A 14479-nucleotide genomic window follows, 5' to 3' on the forward strand; every position below is an offset into this window, starting at 1 on the left:
ACTCGGCGCACCATGCGTGGCGGTTAAGCTGAACGCCGGGGAAATATTAAACTAAATGAGATGCCTGACGGCAGACAAATATATTGAATGTAAACAAAAATGATAAAACAGGTAAAGATAAGGAACATTCACCCAACATATAGCACGTTACTTTCGTCAAACATCAACCAGACAAATAAATTAGAATCAATAACAAATAAATTGTTAATCACGACATGCGTGATTAATAAATAAAAGACTAATCACTCCAACATTAATTTTATATAGGTTTTTTATGCCGATAGCCCCTGGTAATAATGAAGTTCAGAGCGTAAAAAGACAGCGCCTCTCGCGCCTGCAAAAAATGCTGCTGGTAGAGACGGTAAAACAGCCGTCAGGAAAACCCCTCACGCGTGATATCGAGCGGGCATTACAGCTAAAGTCATCAATCAGGACATACAGCAGCAATGTCCGTAAGACCTTTCATCTGATGGAAAAAAAGGGCCTGGTGCGGATCTATCGGAGGAACGATCTCCAGCTTATGGTTCTGCTGACGGCGGAAGGCCAGAGTCTGGCGAATCAATTGATTAAAGAGGAAAACCGCACCGATTGTCTGAACGATGTCGCGGGTGAAGAGCATCTCCCGTATCGCAAAACGCCTAAGGATGGCACGAAACTGGTATCGATTTCGTTGCTAGGGCAGGAATACATCACCCGCCAGGCGGCGCTGGTGATCTACGCCCAGGGGAATACCGGTTTGAAACTGTGGCTCGAAGAAAATGAGACCGTGACGATTCATGGCAGCCTGTCGACCACCGTGGAACTGTACAGAATGTGCTATCAGACCGGCCTCCCCGTTCATACGGTTGCGCTCGTCGCGGATGACATGCCAACGACTGCGGCTGAGGAAGCGGGGCGAGCGTAAGCCCTGCATACGGAGTGGCTCATTCCTGGCCCCATTTCTATGCCACACAGGCTGTTGATTGGGGGTAAGGCAGGTTGAACTCGGTTGACAGGAAAATGCCAAAAAGCCGAATTAAATCATGGCGTCGTTGAATTCAGTGGAGAGATAGAGACTTGAGATTGGAGCGGGCGAAGGGAATCGAAACGACGTTTCATTTTTCCATAGCGCGACGGTCAGAGAATCAACATAGTAACTATTATTGATACTTGATTGCGAGATTTTAGAGGATCAGTCTCATGACAATCAAGGGCCAGGAGTATCTTTATCTTTCACCGGATGGGGTATGGCAGTTTCAAATCTACGTTCCTGCTTACATGCGCCACATGTTCGGCGGGAAGCGCCTCTACCGGAAAAGCACTGGTACAAGAGACATTTACAAGGCTCGACACTTCCGCAATCACATGCTGGTAGAGTGGAACAACCTGAAAGAACAGTTCAAGCCGGATACAGAGGACAAACGCATTCAAGTTGCGATCACTTCCCTGCACTCACAGATCCGCAAGAATAAAAACAAACCCCTGATTGAGGAGCGAGCCAGTTCGATTCCCCACCTGTGCCTATTACGGGATGAATACGCAACTGCCTACCGGGATCGGCGTTCATTGTCCACACTGAGCAAATCGGCGCGGGCCGTGGAAGTATTTCTCCAGAGCATCGGGAAAGTTGATATCAGTTTGGATCAGATAGGACGGCGGCTGGTTACGGATTTCATCGAAGAACAGCAGAAACGCGACGTAGCAGGGCAGACGCTGCAAAACTGGTTAACGTCACTGGGAAGCCTCTATGAGTTTGCCAAACGTCGCTACGACGCTATAGCGCCGCTTAATCCGTTTCACGGCATGAACCTCGAAGCACGGCGCACTATTGAGAGCTACCAGCCGTTTGAATGGCATCAACTATCTACCCTGCTCAACGAAGCAGACGAAGAACTACGAGCCGTCATTCTGATCGGTTTGTTCTCTGGTGCAAGGCTGGACGAAATCGCCAGCTTGAAAAAATCAGATGTTGTTATAGTGGAAGGGATACAGACTTTCTTCATTAGCAAATCGAAAACGAAAGCAGGGGTTAGGCACATACCGATCCACGCTTTTCTGATCGGTATGGTGGATTATTATCTGAGTTTGAACACTGGAGATTACCTGTTACCACAGGCTAACAAGATTGAACGCAAAGACGGGAAAAAGGGGCCGTTCTATTCCCAGGCATTCACCCGCTTACGGCGTCGCGTAGTGCCTATGGCTACAGATCGCCAATGCTTTCACAGTTTGAGGGGGCATTTTATCACGTGTCTTGACCGTGCCGGAGTACCCGAACAGCGTATAGGCTACATCACGGGGCACTCTTCCCAAGCCGCAGCCACAGAAGCATTCAAGACATACAGCGCGGGGTGTTCCATGAAAGAATTGTCCGACTATGTGGAAATGGTGGATTATCCAGAGATCATCTTCCCTGAAACGGAAAAAGGGGCGTAAGCCCCTTATTTATAAACAAATTGATTAGATTAATAAGCTATTGTTTATGAATAATACACGCTAATTCTTGCTTTACGAACAAAGCAAGATTAAAATAGTAACAAAAAAGCATCAAAGCCATAACACTAAAACCCCAAAAAAAACCCACCAAATTCAGTAGGTTACACACCTAAATAACAGAAACCATTATTGATTTTTTGTTACAAAGACCACATTATGAATGAACCTATGTAGAAATTTAAGGTGTTTGTTATGGATACTACATTCATTGCTGAACCTATAGTAAGCATTGACGAAAAGTTGTTGGGCGTTGAGCTTCTCACTCGCTTCATTTCCCCAGATGGACGCCCCCTTCATCCTGAGTTCGTAATTTCATCTTGGGATTTAGATAGGAAACGGCTTTTCCTATACGAACAATGCGGAAACATTGCCAGTATGCAAAAGTGGTTCGAACGAAAGAATCTATTTTGTACACTGAACATTGATCAGCAAATGGCTTTTCTGATACGTAATGACTACATACTTAGACAAACTTTCGAATCGATGCCATTCATCAAACTTGAGCTTTCTGAGAATTTCCCAGGTTTAGATAAAGGATTAAAAAGCCCCTTGTTAAAGTCGCTGAGCCAGGGTGTGAATGGGCTGTGGCTCGATGACCTTGGGGCAGGTAATTCGAATGTAGTTAGTTTGATGGAAGGATACTTTGAGGTTGTAAAAGTAGATCGCTGCTTCTTTAATCAGCAGGTGCAGAAACCAACCTTCTACCCGCTGATTGCTTCCATTCAAAAACACTGCGGCAAAGTTATTATCGAAGGGATTGAGAATCGAGAACATTTGGGAATACTGCGTGAGGTGGGGATTTGGGGATTACAGGGGTATCTTATTAAATCTGTCCCTTTTAAAAATGTGGATTCATTGCTGTAGTGTTGAAACCATCACCCCTTTGATGTATCACCCACCTGTAGACGATTGACCGGACGACATTTGCAGCGTTAGCGACTGAGCAAAGCTGGCTTGAGAAGCTCTCGCCTGGAAATCAATGTAATCGCTTAATCTTGAGCTATCGCTGGCGATAGTGAGCGGTACGGATGCCTCAAGATTTAGATTGAATGTAGGATTCACCGTGTACACTGGCGCATTGCCGCTGCTGAGTGACATTGCGGAACCACGAAGAGAATCACCATTTAGGCTGTATTGATTTGCCGCTGTTCCAGCATTACCGCCACCAACGCCCAACCAATCCATGATAGCTGGCCCCACTGAACGAGTATTGAAGCCCGTCTTATCCTGAATCCAATCCGCTGTAGCATTCGCAGAACCACCCACAGCACCATCGTAGAGGGCCTGGGCCGCTGGCTTATCGCTATTAGTGAACCACTGAGGGAAACGGGAGCGAAGCCCTTCATTCAGATCAGACACTACGCCGGAAATCTCACCAACAAAGCCCGTCACCTGTTTAGCCAGATCTCCTAATCCCTCTCCAAGCATTCCAGCCGATTCGGTGATAACTTGCGTGTTTTTAACAAGCTCGTCGCCACCGTCAGCGAAGCCTTTCATAAAGCCAGTGAATAGACTGTTATCAACACCATTCACCAGATTACCCATTGCAACGGACAGATCGCCGTAAGCGTAGGCTTGTTTGATCTGCTCGTCGTCCAGCGTCTGACCGCTATCAACCAGCTTTTTCAGAGTCGAAATAAATTGTTCACCGTTATTCTTGAAGAGATCGAGGTAATGAGCGCCATCGTCGAAAATGTTTTCCAGAAGGTGGGACAGTTCACCGTCAGAGTATCCGCGTCTTTGCCCTTCGTTAACACTGGCCTGGAGGAAGTCCAGAGGGTTGTCTTCGTATTGTGAAAGCTGCGACTTGTTCCAACCAAACTTGTTGAGGATTTCTTCAATGTTAGAGTTGCCCCCCTTCCATTTACCACTCTTCTGATCGAATTGGCTGTTCATCAGAGTTTCACTGATTTTCTCGCGCGTATCTTTCCCGAAGCCGTCAGTGATTTTGTCCACGCTGGCACTGTCTACGCCGTGTTGCTGTCCCCAGGCGACAATCGCCTTAACAGCATTAGGATTCAGTTTGGTACGTTCGGACATACGGACAAGTTCCAGATTCTCATTCCCTTTGTCACGGATACGAGACAGGATGCCAGCGCCCCCCGCAAGGGCAGCAGTAGCACCAATAAAACCAGCACCGCCGCCGATCACATTCAGCCCCTTCTCTTTGATACCAGCCGCCGCGCCTTTGTAATCCGTGCGTTTAGCGTGTTTGAGTGCTGCCGCCTGTGCCTGAGTAGATGCCGTCACTTTAGCCTGTAAAGCCGCCTCACGGCGCATGAGGGCAATTCTCTCGCGTAGCTCATAGTTCATCTTCTGACTACTGATCTGACCGCTACGGAACAATTCAGTCTGCTGGTGAGCGAATTTAGCAAACTGGTGTTGTGTGGCGGCATCAACGCCGTATTTTCCGGCTATACCTTTCATTTGGAGGTTGGCTGAGCGCCGTTTCAGGTCGGCTGTCTCATTACGTTTGGCAATCTTAGCCGCTTCCCTGGCTTGCGCTTTCCCTGCCTTTTCTGCCTGGCGTTGCTGCTGCTTCAAGTCACTGGGCGTTTTAGGCAAAGCAGATTTTGCATCAGCCACTTGTTCCCGCGCTTTAGTTCTACGTTGCTTTTGAGCCTGAAAACGAATCTTCGGGTCTTTAATCTTAGAAAAATGACGTTGAAGGTCATCTGCGGATTTTTTAGCCTCCGCAATACTCTGCTTGTCCACAACGAAGGTGACGGTCGATTTTATTTCTGCGATGTTGATCGATAGTCCACCTGACATTATTCACCGCCTTTCTGATCTAAGAAATGGTGAATCGCTTGCTCTACAGTTTCACCACGAAAAATACGTTGTCTCACGCCGTTATAGTCAACATCTAATAGTCTGCAAATAGCAGCGACATTTAATAATCCCTCTGCATCTGATGCAGAAAGTTGAACATGCAGCCCTCTGGCTGATTTTAAAATTAATTGCATAGTATCCTCACCTGAAAATAAAAAAGGGCGGGAACACTGGGGAGATTTGCGCTCTCATAGTTCCCAACGTCCACACGCCCTGTTTAAAAGCTCTTCTTTATTTACCAGACGGAAAGAGCTACCGTCTATCGCTCATTATTCTATTCTGAGACAGTACCGAAAATGATCGCTTGAGGCACATTCACGATAGGCAGATAGCTACACTCGGTAGCCACTTCTGGGAAGCCCCAGCGCTGATCTACGATCACATACTGGTGATACAGATCCGCGCCTTTGCCTTGTGTCGCATGGCGAACGCCCACACCGCTATGCAGGACGTAGGCACTTGATTCAGGAGCCATTAATGGGATACTCACGAACGAATCAACACCAATACGATCAGTAATCAGAGAGTAGCCTGTCACATCGATCACGGTGACACCGTTTAGCGTCCATGTTTCGAAACCAGGATTAGCGCCTTTCGTGCGGGTGTAGAAGTTATCGCCAGATTCCAGCGGCAGCGTATACACCATGAAGTCTTTCACGGACGGGTGATAGCGTAGCGCTACGGCAGCTTTGCCAGAAGCCAGGATCACCGCTCCTTGTTTAGCCTGCGCCAGCCCTGATCCAAGTTTCACATTCTGAATGCGTCCGATCTCACTTAGTTGCTGGAACACGTTAGCGTCTGCGCTAATGTCCATCGTGTATGTGGTTTTGCTACCGCCAGCAAGGAAATCAAGATCGCCCTGTCCGGCGAATTGAGAATTAACACAAAGCCCTAACAGCGCCTCTACAAGGTCAACCTCTACCGTGTTACTCACCTGTGCATACTGTGCATCGCTGAAATCGTTAATAGCGAGGGTAATTTGATCAGCAGTGTCAACCACGCCTCTCGCTTTAAACTGTGCCAGATCAAGACTTGAAACACTGTTCAAAGAATTCGTATACTTGAGTTGGTAAAGAGAATTGGTAAATTCTGGACGTTCTGCACTGTTCCAATCGCTTTGGGCGTAAGGCATCTTTTCAGGAGCAACGAGATTTTTCACATCGGTGATTTTCTCAAGAGCGATAGAGTTTACATCGTGATGTTCAACACGGAATAACCCAAGATTAGTTACAATCTGGTTTAGTTGAGTAGAGAATGTAAATGGGCTGGCAAAATCGTACATGTTGCCAGAAAATAGATCTGAATAAGCCATTATTATTATTATCCTCGATTAGGTTGTGCGTAGGGCTACTGTGTCGTAGTCAGTGAAAGTAAAGCCAAGAGTTGCTAATTGCGCTTGAGCCAGAGATTTATTCAGGCTTCCAAATTCAACACCAATCAGGGCTAAAATAGTATGTTCTGGAGAAGCTACAATAAACGCTTTATCGCCAGCGTTTGCAGGTTCTACGACAACATACGCAATGTCACCAGGGGCGGCAGCTTTCGCGCCTGTAGCGTCTACAAGGTCGCCAACAATAAGATCGGCAGGAATACCGGATTCCACACGGATCAGCTTATCCTGCATAATTGCATCAGAAGCATGGGCGATAATTTTATAACGGGCGTGGCTGTTATTCCCGTTCAGAGTTTGAAATGTTCCAAATTGCATTGGTTATTTTCCTTTTGCTATTAGTTTTAATCGTGTCTCAAGCCCTGATGAAGGGTGAGGGGTATTTGATTTTGTGATCGTGGCTGTAGGCCAGAATTTCTCTGTAGCCTGTCGAATCTCTTCGACACTTACGCCTAATACATGCGCCGCCTGTTTCATCATCTTTTCAGAGAGAATAAGAGAAGTGCCTTTGTGAGTAATCACACGGTCATAGTTCATAAGAAACATGAAGAAGTTTCCTTATTGTAACTTTTTTGTTTACAGCAGATAAATAGAAGGGCTACCTAAGTAGCCCTGGAGAGAATGCCCCTTGCTAAAGAAAGCATTATTAACGTCATTTTTCAGGAGAAATGAAGTTAAGAATACAATCTAATAAAAAGACCCCCGTTTTATTATCTTAGGAGATTTAAAAAGATCGGGGGTACTTTGCATCTGTTAAACGTGAAGCCCTTCACGCTGGCAATAACAGATCTTGATTTCATTATCTATTAGCTGACACTTTCGGGAGTGTTATTAATAGAAGATTGCCAGCTTAACGTAATTCCTGAACCTCTCACAATTCAAGGGTAGTTAAGTCTGACTACATTCATCCTAACGGAATGAATGAGGGGTAAAGAGCGAACGCCCTTTCTGAAAAAGTCGGAGATGCGCGGGTGATTGCATGTAAAGCCAACACAACGAGACATTACATCCCACGCATTCCTTCGGAACTAAACAAAAAAGAAGAAGAAAGAACCAACACTTTCAAAAAAAGCATTCAAAAGAGAGTGCCGCTATGGGAAACGGCATTCAGGAGGGAGAAGTGATTCGAATACTATCCCTACTTCTTATTCTATAACATTTCTGTTAATTTGTCAATACCTAAACCGACATTTTATTCACTTTACTTGCATTTTCATTCACCCTCGCTTACAGCGTATTTCTCTGCAATGCTAACGGCAAGCTCTCCCAGCTCAAGCGTGATGTATTGCAGGGAGCAAGCAAGCTCTTCAAGGGTATTTGCTACTCGCCACGCCTGATCAGCGGTGATGGTGCTGCCGTCACGCTCCACCAAACGAGCTACAGAGGTTTGAAGGTGCTCAAGGGCTGTGATGGCTTGCTCAGTATGTCTGACAGCGTTCAGGAGGCTCTCAGGCGTTACTGTAATGTATGTTTTATTCACTTCCTGTAGTAGCGGGAGATGATAATTATCTTCGAAACTAAGAAGTAGAGATTGAATTGTGTCGTTAGTCATTATAATTTTCCCTATCGTCATTAAATAAAAAATCTAAATCGGCAGTGTGACCACTCAGGCCGTTAGTTTGTGAATACCCGACATAATCGGAGTAATGTTCAAATCCGATAATTTGCCAGGGTTTAAGCTGGCTACTATCAATTATGTATTCTTTTCTTTTTCGAGGTTTCCAGAATACGCCAGGCGTAGTGCTAATTATTTCTTGCAAGGCGTTGTATTCATCACCGCAAGGTACAGAGGGAGGGTGTTCTAAAATAGTTGTTTTTAGTGAGCCTGGAATAGATTCTCTTGAATAATCTTTTAGCTTATGGCTGTATTTACGTTTTGTTGCTCTTACTGCTTTTTCAATTCTGACAATGTTACTGCGTTCTCTTTTTCCCATTCATTCCTCGTAAAGGGGGAAACTCTGTGTTTTCTCGTTAATGTCCATACTGCGTAAAATGCAAATAGCCAATAGATAGCGATGATCATAAAAGTTTCCCATTGATTGTTATTTAGTCATTTGAATAAATGATCTCATAATCCGAGATCATAGATTTAACTGTTACGTCGAAATAGCCAGCTTCTTTAAAATCGATAACACCGAATGATTTTAAAGCGTGAAGCCAGAACATCACGCCGCCTTGCGAACATCCAGATCGTTCGATAATGTCACCAAGTTGGATTTTTGTCGGTTTGGATTTATAGAAGTAATGCAGGGTTTCTAACACACGCTTTCCAGCGTCATTAATCTGAATACGGTCAACACCGTATTTCACTAAGTATTGGATCATAATCCTCCTGGTTAAAATGGTAGATCTTCGAATTCGCCGCAGGTTTCATTCGTTGATACGGTTAAAATAATCTCACGTCCAAGATGTTTGGTCGCTGTCTGTGAAATAAGTTGGTAGGCTGCTTCCTCATCGCCCATTGTCTCTGTTAGCGCCCATTTCAAAGCGGCATCAATGGGATCGCCATTCGGTTTGAAGATAGCTACACCGCCCCAGGGAAGGTCTGGCTTGTCCTGCTGAGTGGGGATCGTTGGTGTTGGTGCTGGCGGCTCCAGGTATTCTGGAGCATCCCAGACAAACGGAAGATCATCAAAATCAGGAACTGAATGCTCCTCTGCGGCCTTCACTGGCTCAGGGGCTGGCACTTCGTCAGACGCTGCTACAGGCTGCGCTGTCGGCGCTTCTGGTGGGGTAATGTGAGCATCAGTTAGCGGAAGTGCTCGTAATTCCTTATTCCTCCTACCAGGTATTTTAGTTCTCGTAATGAGTCCTATTAATTCCATCTGTTCGATCAGATCGTTTGTTTTTCCACGAGATAAATCACAAACCTTTGCAAGCTCGGATTGCTCTTCATAACAAACACCACCGGATTTCTCCCAGTCTGCTACGTAACAATACAACTTTTGCATCCTGGCGCTGAACTTCACTCTTCCTTTTTCAAGGTGTGGGGAGTAGATAAAAGGGATTTCTTTGAAGTAGTGGGGAATGTTGAGAGTGCGCTCTCTCGTTACACCATCTTTATCGGTGTATTGGTATTTTGGATCTGCCTTAATCTGGGCGAGGGTTTTTGCCATTGTTGTTTGCTCCTATGTATGCTCAGTAAATTACGAATGCTCCTCATTTGGTTTTCTCCGCTTCTCATTCGTGGGGTGGGTTTTGACGCTGAAACGTGGTTATTACGCGCCAGCTTTCGAGTATTTGACCGCCAGACTTTGGCATTCTTCAAGAAGGAGTGCGCTTACGCTCATTTTTCGGCGCTTCGCTTCTCTGAACAGAATCTGAAATGTCTCATCCGGTATCATTAACGATGTGGACGGTGGTAGTTTGGTTTTCTTCTCGATCATTCTTGTTCTCCTTCTGGGTTATTTAGTGGTCGAAGTGCGGATTTCATCCCAGCGCTTCAATACTTCTGTGAGAAAGGCTTCCCTTTCGTGGTATCCACGAGCGCGGCAAGCGTTGCGTAGTGCTCGGATGCGGTAACGGTTGGTGGTTCCGTCTTTCAATTGTTGAAGTGTGTCTTCAACGTCAAAGTATCTCAGTGTGGCCTCCTATGGTTGGCGTATATAAAAAACACCTTGCAGCCTGACGGCTCAAAGTGCGTTGATGGGTAAACAAAGTTTTGTGCTATAAGACTACTTTAACATTTTTATAAACTTTTGTCAACCCCTCAACGGTGATTTCTCAAAATAATTTTGATCTTTTTCAACGCGTTGCATTTTTGCTTTGCGATTAGTGCTCTTTATACACAAAATCAACGATGGAAATCAATCTGTTTTTGTGGTAGTTTTGCCAACCAGAACGGAATGCTTGGGAAAACCCAAGACACCACATTAACAAGTGATTAAAAAATGAACGATAACAACTCAACCAAGAGGACTTATTGACTAAAAAACAGACAGGAGGACTTAATGAATCATTCTCAGCCACACCTCAGCACATCTCACACGCCACATACAATTGAACTCACCACCGAACAGATGTTTGACAGCCTGGTGCCCTATTTCACCGAAGTAACGCATCCACAAAAGCGCGGTAAGCACCCCAAAGTACTGACCATTACCACCGATCATAAACGAGTGTGGGCGTATCTCAGAGAGTGTGAGGACGATACAGCCGGATGTGTGATGTTCGATCTGAGTTGTACAGCCCGTAATCTCGGCATGACTCAGAAACGAGTGATGACCGTCATTGGCGATCTGGATAATGCTGGCTGGATACTCTGCCGAGACATTGGCTCGCCCGGTGCTGGAACCTATCAGATCACCATCCAGGACATTGAAACCATCGTTTCATTATGTAGCACCATCACGTATGCCCAGCCAACTATACTAACGATGGATGTGCTGAGAGGCTCACGCCTGGTTCATTAACTACAATAGTCCTAAAACGCTCTGTAAAGCATTCTAAGAGCTTTTATTGCATAGGTAGTCATCTTGCATTTCTTACCCTCTTTAAATCGATTACAGCACCTCTGAGGCGTTCTGTTTGCACTTATGCCGCCCTCTGGCACTTACTCCCGAAACCAATAGCACAACTACAGAGGGATAACGGTAGTTATCAGGATAGTAGGTGTTGGTATTGGATTGAGGCTGGATGAACTGGAGCCATCAGCGAACAGTGAAGCCTTAGCCACTGACTTACTGAAACCTTGCATGGGTGAACGTTAGTTCATGAATGGATGGTTGAAGTTAGTCAGCTTATCAGATGGACAATCAACGGTAGTTGGTTGGTCAGATGGTAATTCCGCGCACAGCGCAATGGTATTCGCCCACGGCGAAAGCGATCTCTTGCCGATGGCAAATAATCGTTCGTGCCTGACTCTCGTCAGAAACGAAGTTTGCACGAGTCCAGAAGGTAAAGAGTACGCTTGCGCTTGTTCCATGAGCGGTACGAGGCTGACCGAGGAGCCAACCAAAGGCGAAACAGGTCACTTGCCCGGAGAGTACCGAGCAGGGACAACAGCAAAAGTATTAAAAGATAGTCTTATTAATTAGTAGTCTTATTTAATCTTATAGTGTGCCGTTTCGTTACTTTAAAAGTACCAAAACGTTACTTTCGTTGTGATCTCGAGTACCAAAACGTTACTTTCAGCCCTTCACCCAACGGCAGACCGTCGCCCTGCTCACTCCGAATCGCACATGCAACAATCCTAAGAACAGCCAGAGGCAAATCTTAGATTATTCCTATCAAACCCCTACATTAATAACGTCAAAACCTATCTTAAATGACAGGTAAAGATCCAGGGTAAATGTAAGCTAAAGTAGATTGTTCACTTTCATTGTCAGAATGATCAGTTTAGCCAAACCGTTGTGTAGTGCTGAATACAGCGCCATTTGTCATGAAAACTACTTTGCACCCGTGCCAGATTCGTTGAACGAGTCTTCTCGCCTTATTGTTATAATGTAACAATTCTTTTTTCATGCCAAAACCCCCATTATTGAGAACCATTCTCAAAAACTCAATTCACATCACCACAGATGAGAATAGCTCTCACTTACAGTGCGAATCCCTCACGATTCGATACACTTTAGTAAAGTGTATTCTGTAACTCATTGATTTAAATGAATCAGAACACTTTTCCATCACTTCACGGTGCAAACAGGGGTAACTCCCCGTCATCGAAAATAAATCTCTTGACAGAACCACTGTTTCATGAACCATGAGGTGATGTGTGTTTTTATTTATTTTTCAATCACTTACCGATATTCGAGCGGGACGGCTGACAGAATTGGGTGGCCTTCGATCAGGTCGTTCAATTGCTCTCGCAACCGCGCACACCTTTTGATCATTTTGTGCTCTTCTTAAACTCACGTATCGTACAACCTATTGAAAATGATCAATTTATGATCAATGATGATTTCAACGAAACGAGCATAAGGAGGGTAAAGATGAAAGGTATTAGCCAGGCGCTAAAGAGTGCAGATGAAGTTAAGGCAGTGGCGGCAGAGCTACAGCGCAACACCACCACCAACCTGTTTTATTGCCTGTGGGTGTTTATGTATGAATCAGGCTTGCGTATCTCTGACGTGCTCAAACTTCGGTACGAAGATGTAGAAGGGCAATCTCACCTCAAGGTGAAGCAGGAGAAAACCGGAAACGTGGTGAGACCAAAGGTGACAGCCGCGATGCTGTCAGTGGTGGCACAACGCAAGGCAGAGCAAGCCGATATGCCAGTGAAGACGGATTTCATCTTTAGCAAGGGCGATCTCCGTAGCAAAGGCAACGCCGTAACCCGTAACACGGTATTCACTGAATTTGGGAAGATGGGACGTAGAGCAGGATTCTCTAACGTTGGATGCCATACGCCGAGAAAAAGTCGGGGGCGAATTCTTCATCAAGCTGGGGTGCCGATTGAAACTATCGCCCATTTCCTGGGGCAGACAGATCCACGTTCAACCATGTATTACATCGGGTATGGTCAGGACGTGCAGGACGATTTAACAGAGGAGTTTTCTTTAGAATGGTGATCAACATGAAAGGCTTAATTGTGCTCACGCTGGCGCTATTGCCTGCCCTCGCACATGCCGGACAAATTACGATGACCAACCCAGAGGAGGAACAGACGGAGAACGGAAAAACGCTTTGCACGTATCAGAACAGCAATTACCTGTTCACCTACGTAACTAAGGGGAAATGTCCCTATACGAAAACCTTCAATACAGAGGATTCGGAAGAGTGAAAAAGGAAGAAGAGCTAATCACCAGCTTTATCTGGTGTGGTGCTACGGTGTGCGTTTATACGCAGGTAGTAAAGTTTGCAGGGACGACGATACAGCGTCACCTGTTACCAACAAACCTTAGAAGAGCAGTTGATCAGCAAGTGGCAGGGGCCGCCAACCACCAAGAAGCCAGCCCCCGCCGTATTCAACAATCCCAACGGAGAGTTAGAGATGCCGAATCAGCACATTATGGCGTTAGCGCTCGCGCTGTGCAACGTAAGCAACGGTAAAACCGTCCGAATCCCTGCCATGACAGGAAGCCAGCTTCATTTGCTTATGATGTGGCTACGGGCTTTGAAATAACCATAACGAACGAGGAGATAAAATGGCGACATACAATTCTTATTCAATCAAGCAAGACATTGAACTCTATCAAGAAGAGTTGCAGGAAAAACACCCACGGCTATCTGAGAAACGGTTAGATGCGATCCTTGAGGTGAAAAGTGCAATAGCGCTACGTTTTAAAGACATTGCCGACAAGGACGAAGCAGCGAAAGAGCACATTGCTGTATGCAACATTATCCGAGCCAACAAAGAACTAAGTAAGGCTGATTTCTCGAAGTTTATGGACTTTGCGCAAATGTACTGGCGACAGTATCAAAGCGAATGTGCTCAAGAAGCCTAACCAATTTCTTGCCGGGGGCGCAATGCCCCTTTTTCTTTAGGGTATTACTCCCCGTTGGTTTTATCCCCGTCCTCTTGCCGCATAGATTCGATAAACTCCCGTTGCGCCTGTGTGAGTTCAAGCTCATCCAGCAAGCGATCTAACTCGTCTTTGGGTGATTCCTCTTGATTCTGTCTCTTCCCGATAGCCATACTCACCCTTGATTTATTCAGATTAATCTTAGGTTAACCAGGGTGCAGAAAATGCGCAACTCACAGATTTTAGAGAATAGAAGCCATAATGCCCGTTGGTGGTAAGACAACGTGCGGAGCCGTTAGGCGACTTCATCAGGGAGTGTCAGACAGTGAAGTTTATCAGGATGACCATGTACCCGAAGGAGCGAGGCCGAACCGCTGGC

17 protein-coding genes are annotated in these 14479 nt (G+C 45.7%); 7 read left to right on the forward strand and 10 right to left on the reverse strand.

The window, feature by feature from the left end; genetic code table 11:
• Positions 1 to 343: 343 nt before the first annotated feature.
• From V6942_RS02325 to V6942_RS02335, 3 genes are all read left to right on the forward strand, one after another.
• The gene (locus V6942_RS02325) at positions 344 to 904 is read left to right on the forward strand and encodes a hypothetical protein (protein WP_146145705.1); all 561 of its coding nucleotides are present in this window, start codon (positions 344 to 346) and stop codon (positions 902 to 904) included.
• Positions 905 to 1179: 275 nt separating this feature from the next.
• The gene (locus V6942_RS02330; protein WP_108454391.1) at positions 1180 to 2415 is read left to right on the forward strand and encodes a tyrosine-type recombinase/integrase; all 1236 of its coding nucleotides are present in this window, start codon (positions 1180 to 1182) and stop codon (positions 2413 to 2415) included.
• A gap of 252 nt (positions 2416 to 2667) precedes the next feature.
• A complete protein-coding gene (locus V6942_RS02335) occupies positions 2668 to 3339 on the forward strand; it encodes an EAL domain-containing protein (RefSeq protein WP_161575269.1) in 672 nt (223 codons plus the stop codon).
• Positions 3340 to 3366: 27 nt separating this feature from the next.
• On the opposite strand, the gene V6942_RS02340 is transcribed toward V6942_RS02335, so the two are convergent.
• The 10 genes from V6942_RS02340 to V6942_RS02385 form a co-directional block, all read right to left on the reverse strand.
• Positions 3367 to 5247, reverse strand: a complete 1881-nt coding sequence (locus V6942_RS02340; protein ID WP_149384606.1) for a hypothetical protein — start codon at positions 5245 to 5247, stop codon at positions 3367 to 3369.
• Positions 5247 to 5441: a hypothetical protein gene (locus V6942_RS02345; protein WP_071889112.1), complete on the reverse strand. Its 195-nt coding sequence runs from the start codon at positions 5439 to 5441 to the stop codon at positions 5247 to 5249. Before V6942_RS02345 ends, V6942_RS02340 begins: the two co-directional genes overlap by 1 nt.
• A 140-nt stretch (positions 5442 to 5581) precedes the next feature.
• Positions 5582 to 6619 carry a major capsid protein E gene (locus tag V6942_RS02350; RefSeq protein ID WP_333500776.1) on the reverse strand — a complete coding sequence of 346 codons (1038 nt, stop codon included), beginning with the start codon at positions 6617 to 6619 and terminating at the stop codon, positions 5582 to 5584.
• Between the two features lie 18 nt (positions 6620 to 6637).
• Entirely contained in the window at positions 6638 to 7015 is a 378-nt protein-coding gene (locus V6942_RS02355; protein ID WP_063857745.1) for a hypothetical protein, read from the reverse strand.
• 3 nt (positions 7016 to 7018) lie between these two features.
• A complete protein-coding gene (locus V6942_RS02360) occupies positions 7019 to 7243 on the reverse strand; it encodes a hypothetical protein (protein ID WP_149384604.1) in 225 nt (74 codons plus the stop codon).
• A gap of 667 nt (positions 7244 to 7910) precedes the next feature.
• Entirely contained in the window at positions 7911 to 8249 is a 339-nt protein-coding gene (locus tag V6942_RS02365) for a hypothetical protein (protein WP_149384603.1), read from the reverse strand.
• On the reverse strand, positions 8242 to 8631 hold the full coding sequence (locus V6942_RS02370) for a hypothetical protein (RefSeq protein ID WP_149384602.1): 390 nt from the start codon (positions 8629 to 8631) through the stop codon (positions 8242 to 8244). The genes V6942_RS02365 and V6942_RS02370 overlap by 8 nt, the downstream gene beginning before the upstream one ends.
• Positions 8632 to 8743: 112 nt before the next feature.
• Positions 8744 to 9022: a hypothetical protein gene (locus V6942_RS02375; RefSeq protein WP_047054422.1), complete on the reverse strand. Its 279-nt coding sequence runs from the start codon at positions 9020 to 9022 to the stop codon at positions 8744 to 8746.
• 11 nt (positions 9023 to 9033) lie between these two features.
• Complete coding sequence (locus V6942_RS02380; RefSeq protein WP_333500777.1) at positions 9034 to 9813, reverse strand: MarR family winged helix-turn-helix transcriptional regulator; 780 nt, start codon at positions 9811 to 9813, stop codon at positions 9034 to 9036.
• A 102-nt stretch (positions 9814 to 9915) separates the two neighbouring features.
• On the reverse strand, positions 9916 to 10083 hold the full coding sequence (locus V6942_RS02385; RefSeq protein ID WP_164530024.1) for a hypothetical protein: 168 nt from the start codon (positions 10081 to 10083) through the stop codon (positions 9916 to 9918).
• A 564-nt stretch (positions 10084 to 10647) separates the two neighbouring features.
• On the opposite strand from V6942_RS02385, the gene V6942_RS02390 reads away from it, so the two are divergent.
• From V6942_RS02390 to V6942_RS02405, 4 genes are all read left to right on the forward strand, one after another.
• The gene (locus V6942_RS02390; RefSeq protein ID WP_085016858.1) at positions 10648 to 11109 is read left to right on the forward strand and encodes a hypothetical protein; all 462 of its coding nucleotides are present in this window, start codon (positions 10648 to 10650) and stop codon (positions 11107 to 11109) included.
• A gap of 1518 nt (positions 11110 to 12627) precedes the next feature.
• Entirely contained in the window at positions 12628 to 13206 is a 579-nt protein-coding gene (locus V6942_RS02395; RefSeq protein ID WP_050863218.1) for a tyrosine-type recombinase/integrase, read from the forward strand.
• A complete protein-coding gene (locus V6942_RS02400) occupies positions 13200 to 13418 on the forward strand; it encodes a hypothetical protein (protein WP_050863217.1) in 219 nt (72 codons plus the stop codon). Before V6942_RS02395 ends, V6942_RS02400 begins: the two co-directional genes overlap by 7 nt.
• Before the next feature lie 364 nt (positions 13419 to 13782).
• Positions 13783 to 14082: a hypothetical protein gene (locus tag V6942_RS02405; protein ID WP_062773082.1), complete on the forward strand. Its 300-nt coding sequence runs from the start codon at positions 13783 to 13785 to the stop codon at positions 14080 to 14082.
• The last annotated feature ends 397 nt before the right edge of the window (positions 14083 to 14479 follow it).

It is taken from the genome of Kluyvera genomosp. 2, from assembly GCF_036759865.1.
Classification (GTDB): Bacteria; Pseudomonadota; Gammaproteobacteria; order Enterobacterales; family Enterobacteriaceae; genus Kluyvera; species Kluyvera ascorbata_B.

Excerpts from the sequence above, each read along its gene's own strand:
- V6942_RS02390 (WP_085016858.1), top strand. The coding sequence starts at position 10,648 with ATGAATCATTCTCAGCCACACCTCAGCACATCTCACACGCCACATACA.
- V6942_RS02340 (WP_149384606.1), bottom strand. The coding sequence starts at position 5,247 with ATGTCAGGTGGACTATCGATCAACATCGCAGAAATAAAATCGACCGTC.
- V6942_RS02380 (WP_333500777.1), bottom strand. The coding sequence starts at position 9,813 with ATGGCAAAAACCCTCGCCCAGATTAAGGCAGATCCAAAATACCAATAC.
- V6942_RS02405 (WP_062773082.1), top strand. The coding sequence starts at position 13,783 with ATGGCGACATACAATTCTTATTCAATCAAGCAAGACATTGAACTCTAT.
- V6942_RS02365 (WP_149384603.1), bottom strand. The coding sequence starts at position 8,249 with ATGACTAACGACACAATTCAATCTCTACTTCTTAGTTTCGAAGATAAT.
- V6942_RS02370 (WP_149384602.1), bottom strand. The coding sequence starts at position 8,631 with ATGGGAAAAAGAGAACGCAGTAACATTGTCAGAATTGAAAAAGCAGTA.
- V6942_RS02355 (WP_063857745.1), bottom strand. The coding sequence starts at position 7,015 with ATGCAATTTGGAACATTTCAAACTCTGAACGGGAATAACAGCCACGCC.
- V6942_RS02330 (WP_108454391.1), top strand. The coding sequence starts at position 1,180 with ATGACAATCAAGGGCCAGGAGTATCTTTATCTTTCACCGGATGGGGTA.
- V6942_RS02345 (WP_071889112.1), bottom strand. The coding sequence starts at position 5,441 with ATGCAATTAATTTTAAAATCAGCCAGAGGGCTGCATGTTCAACTTTCT.
- V6942_RS02335 (WP_161575269.1), top strand. The coding sequence starts at position 2,668 with ATGGATACTACATTCATTGCTGAACCTATAGTAAGCATTGACGAAAAG.
- V6942_RS02350 (WP_333500776.1), bottom strand. The coding sequence starts at position 6,619 with ATGGCTTATTCAGATCTATTTTCTGGCAACATGTACGATTTTGCCAGC.
- V6942_RS02395 (WP_050863218.1), top strand. The coding sequence starts at position 12,628 with ATGAAAGGTATTAGCCAGGCGCTAAAGAGTGCAGATGAAGTTAAGGCA.
- V6942_RS02400 (WP_050863217.1), top strand. The coding sequence starts at position 13,200 with ATGGTGATCAACATGAAAGGCTTAATTGTGCTCACGCTGGCGCTATTG.
- V6942_RS02360 (WP_149384604.1), bottom strand. The coding sequence starts at position 7,243 with ATGTTTCTTATGAACTATGACCGTGTGATTACTCACAAAGGCACTTCT.
- V6942_RS02385 (WP_164530024.1), bottom strand. The coding sequence starts at position 10,083 with ATGATCGAGAAGAAAACCAAACTACCACCGTCCACATCGTTAATGATA.
- V6942_RS02375 (WP_047054422.1), bottom strand. The coding sequence starts at position 9,022 with ATGATCCAATACTTAGTGAAATACGGTGTTGACCGTATTCAGATTAAT.
- V6942_RS02325 (WP_146145705.1), top strand. The coding sequence starts at position 344 with ATGCTGCTGGTAGAGACGGTAAAACAGCCGTCAGGAAAACCCCTCACG.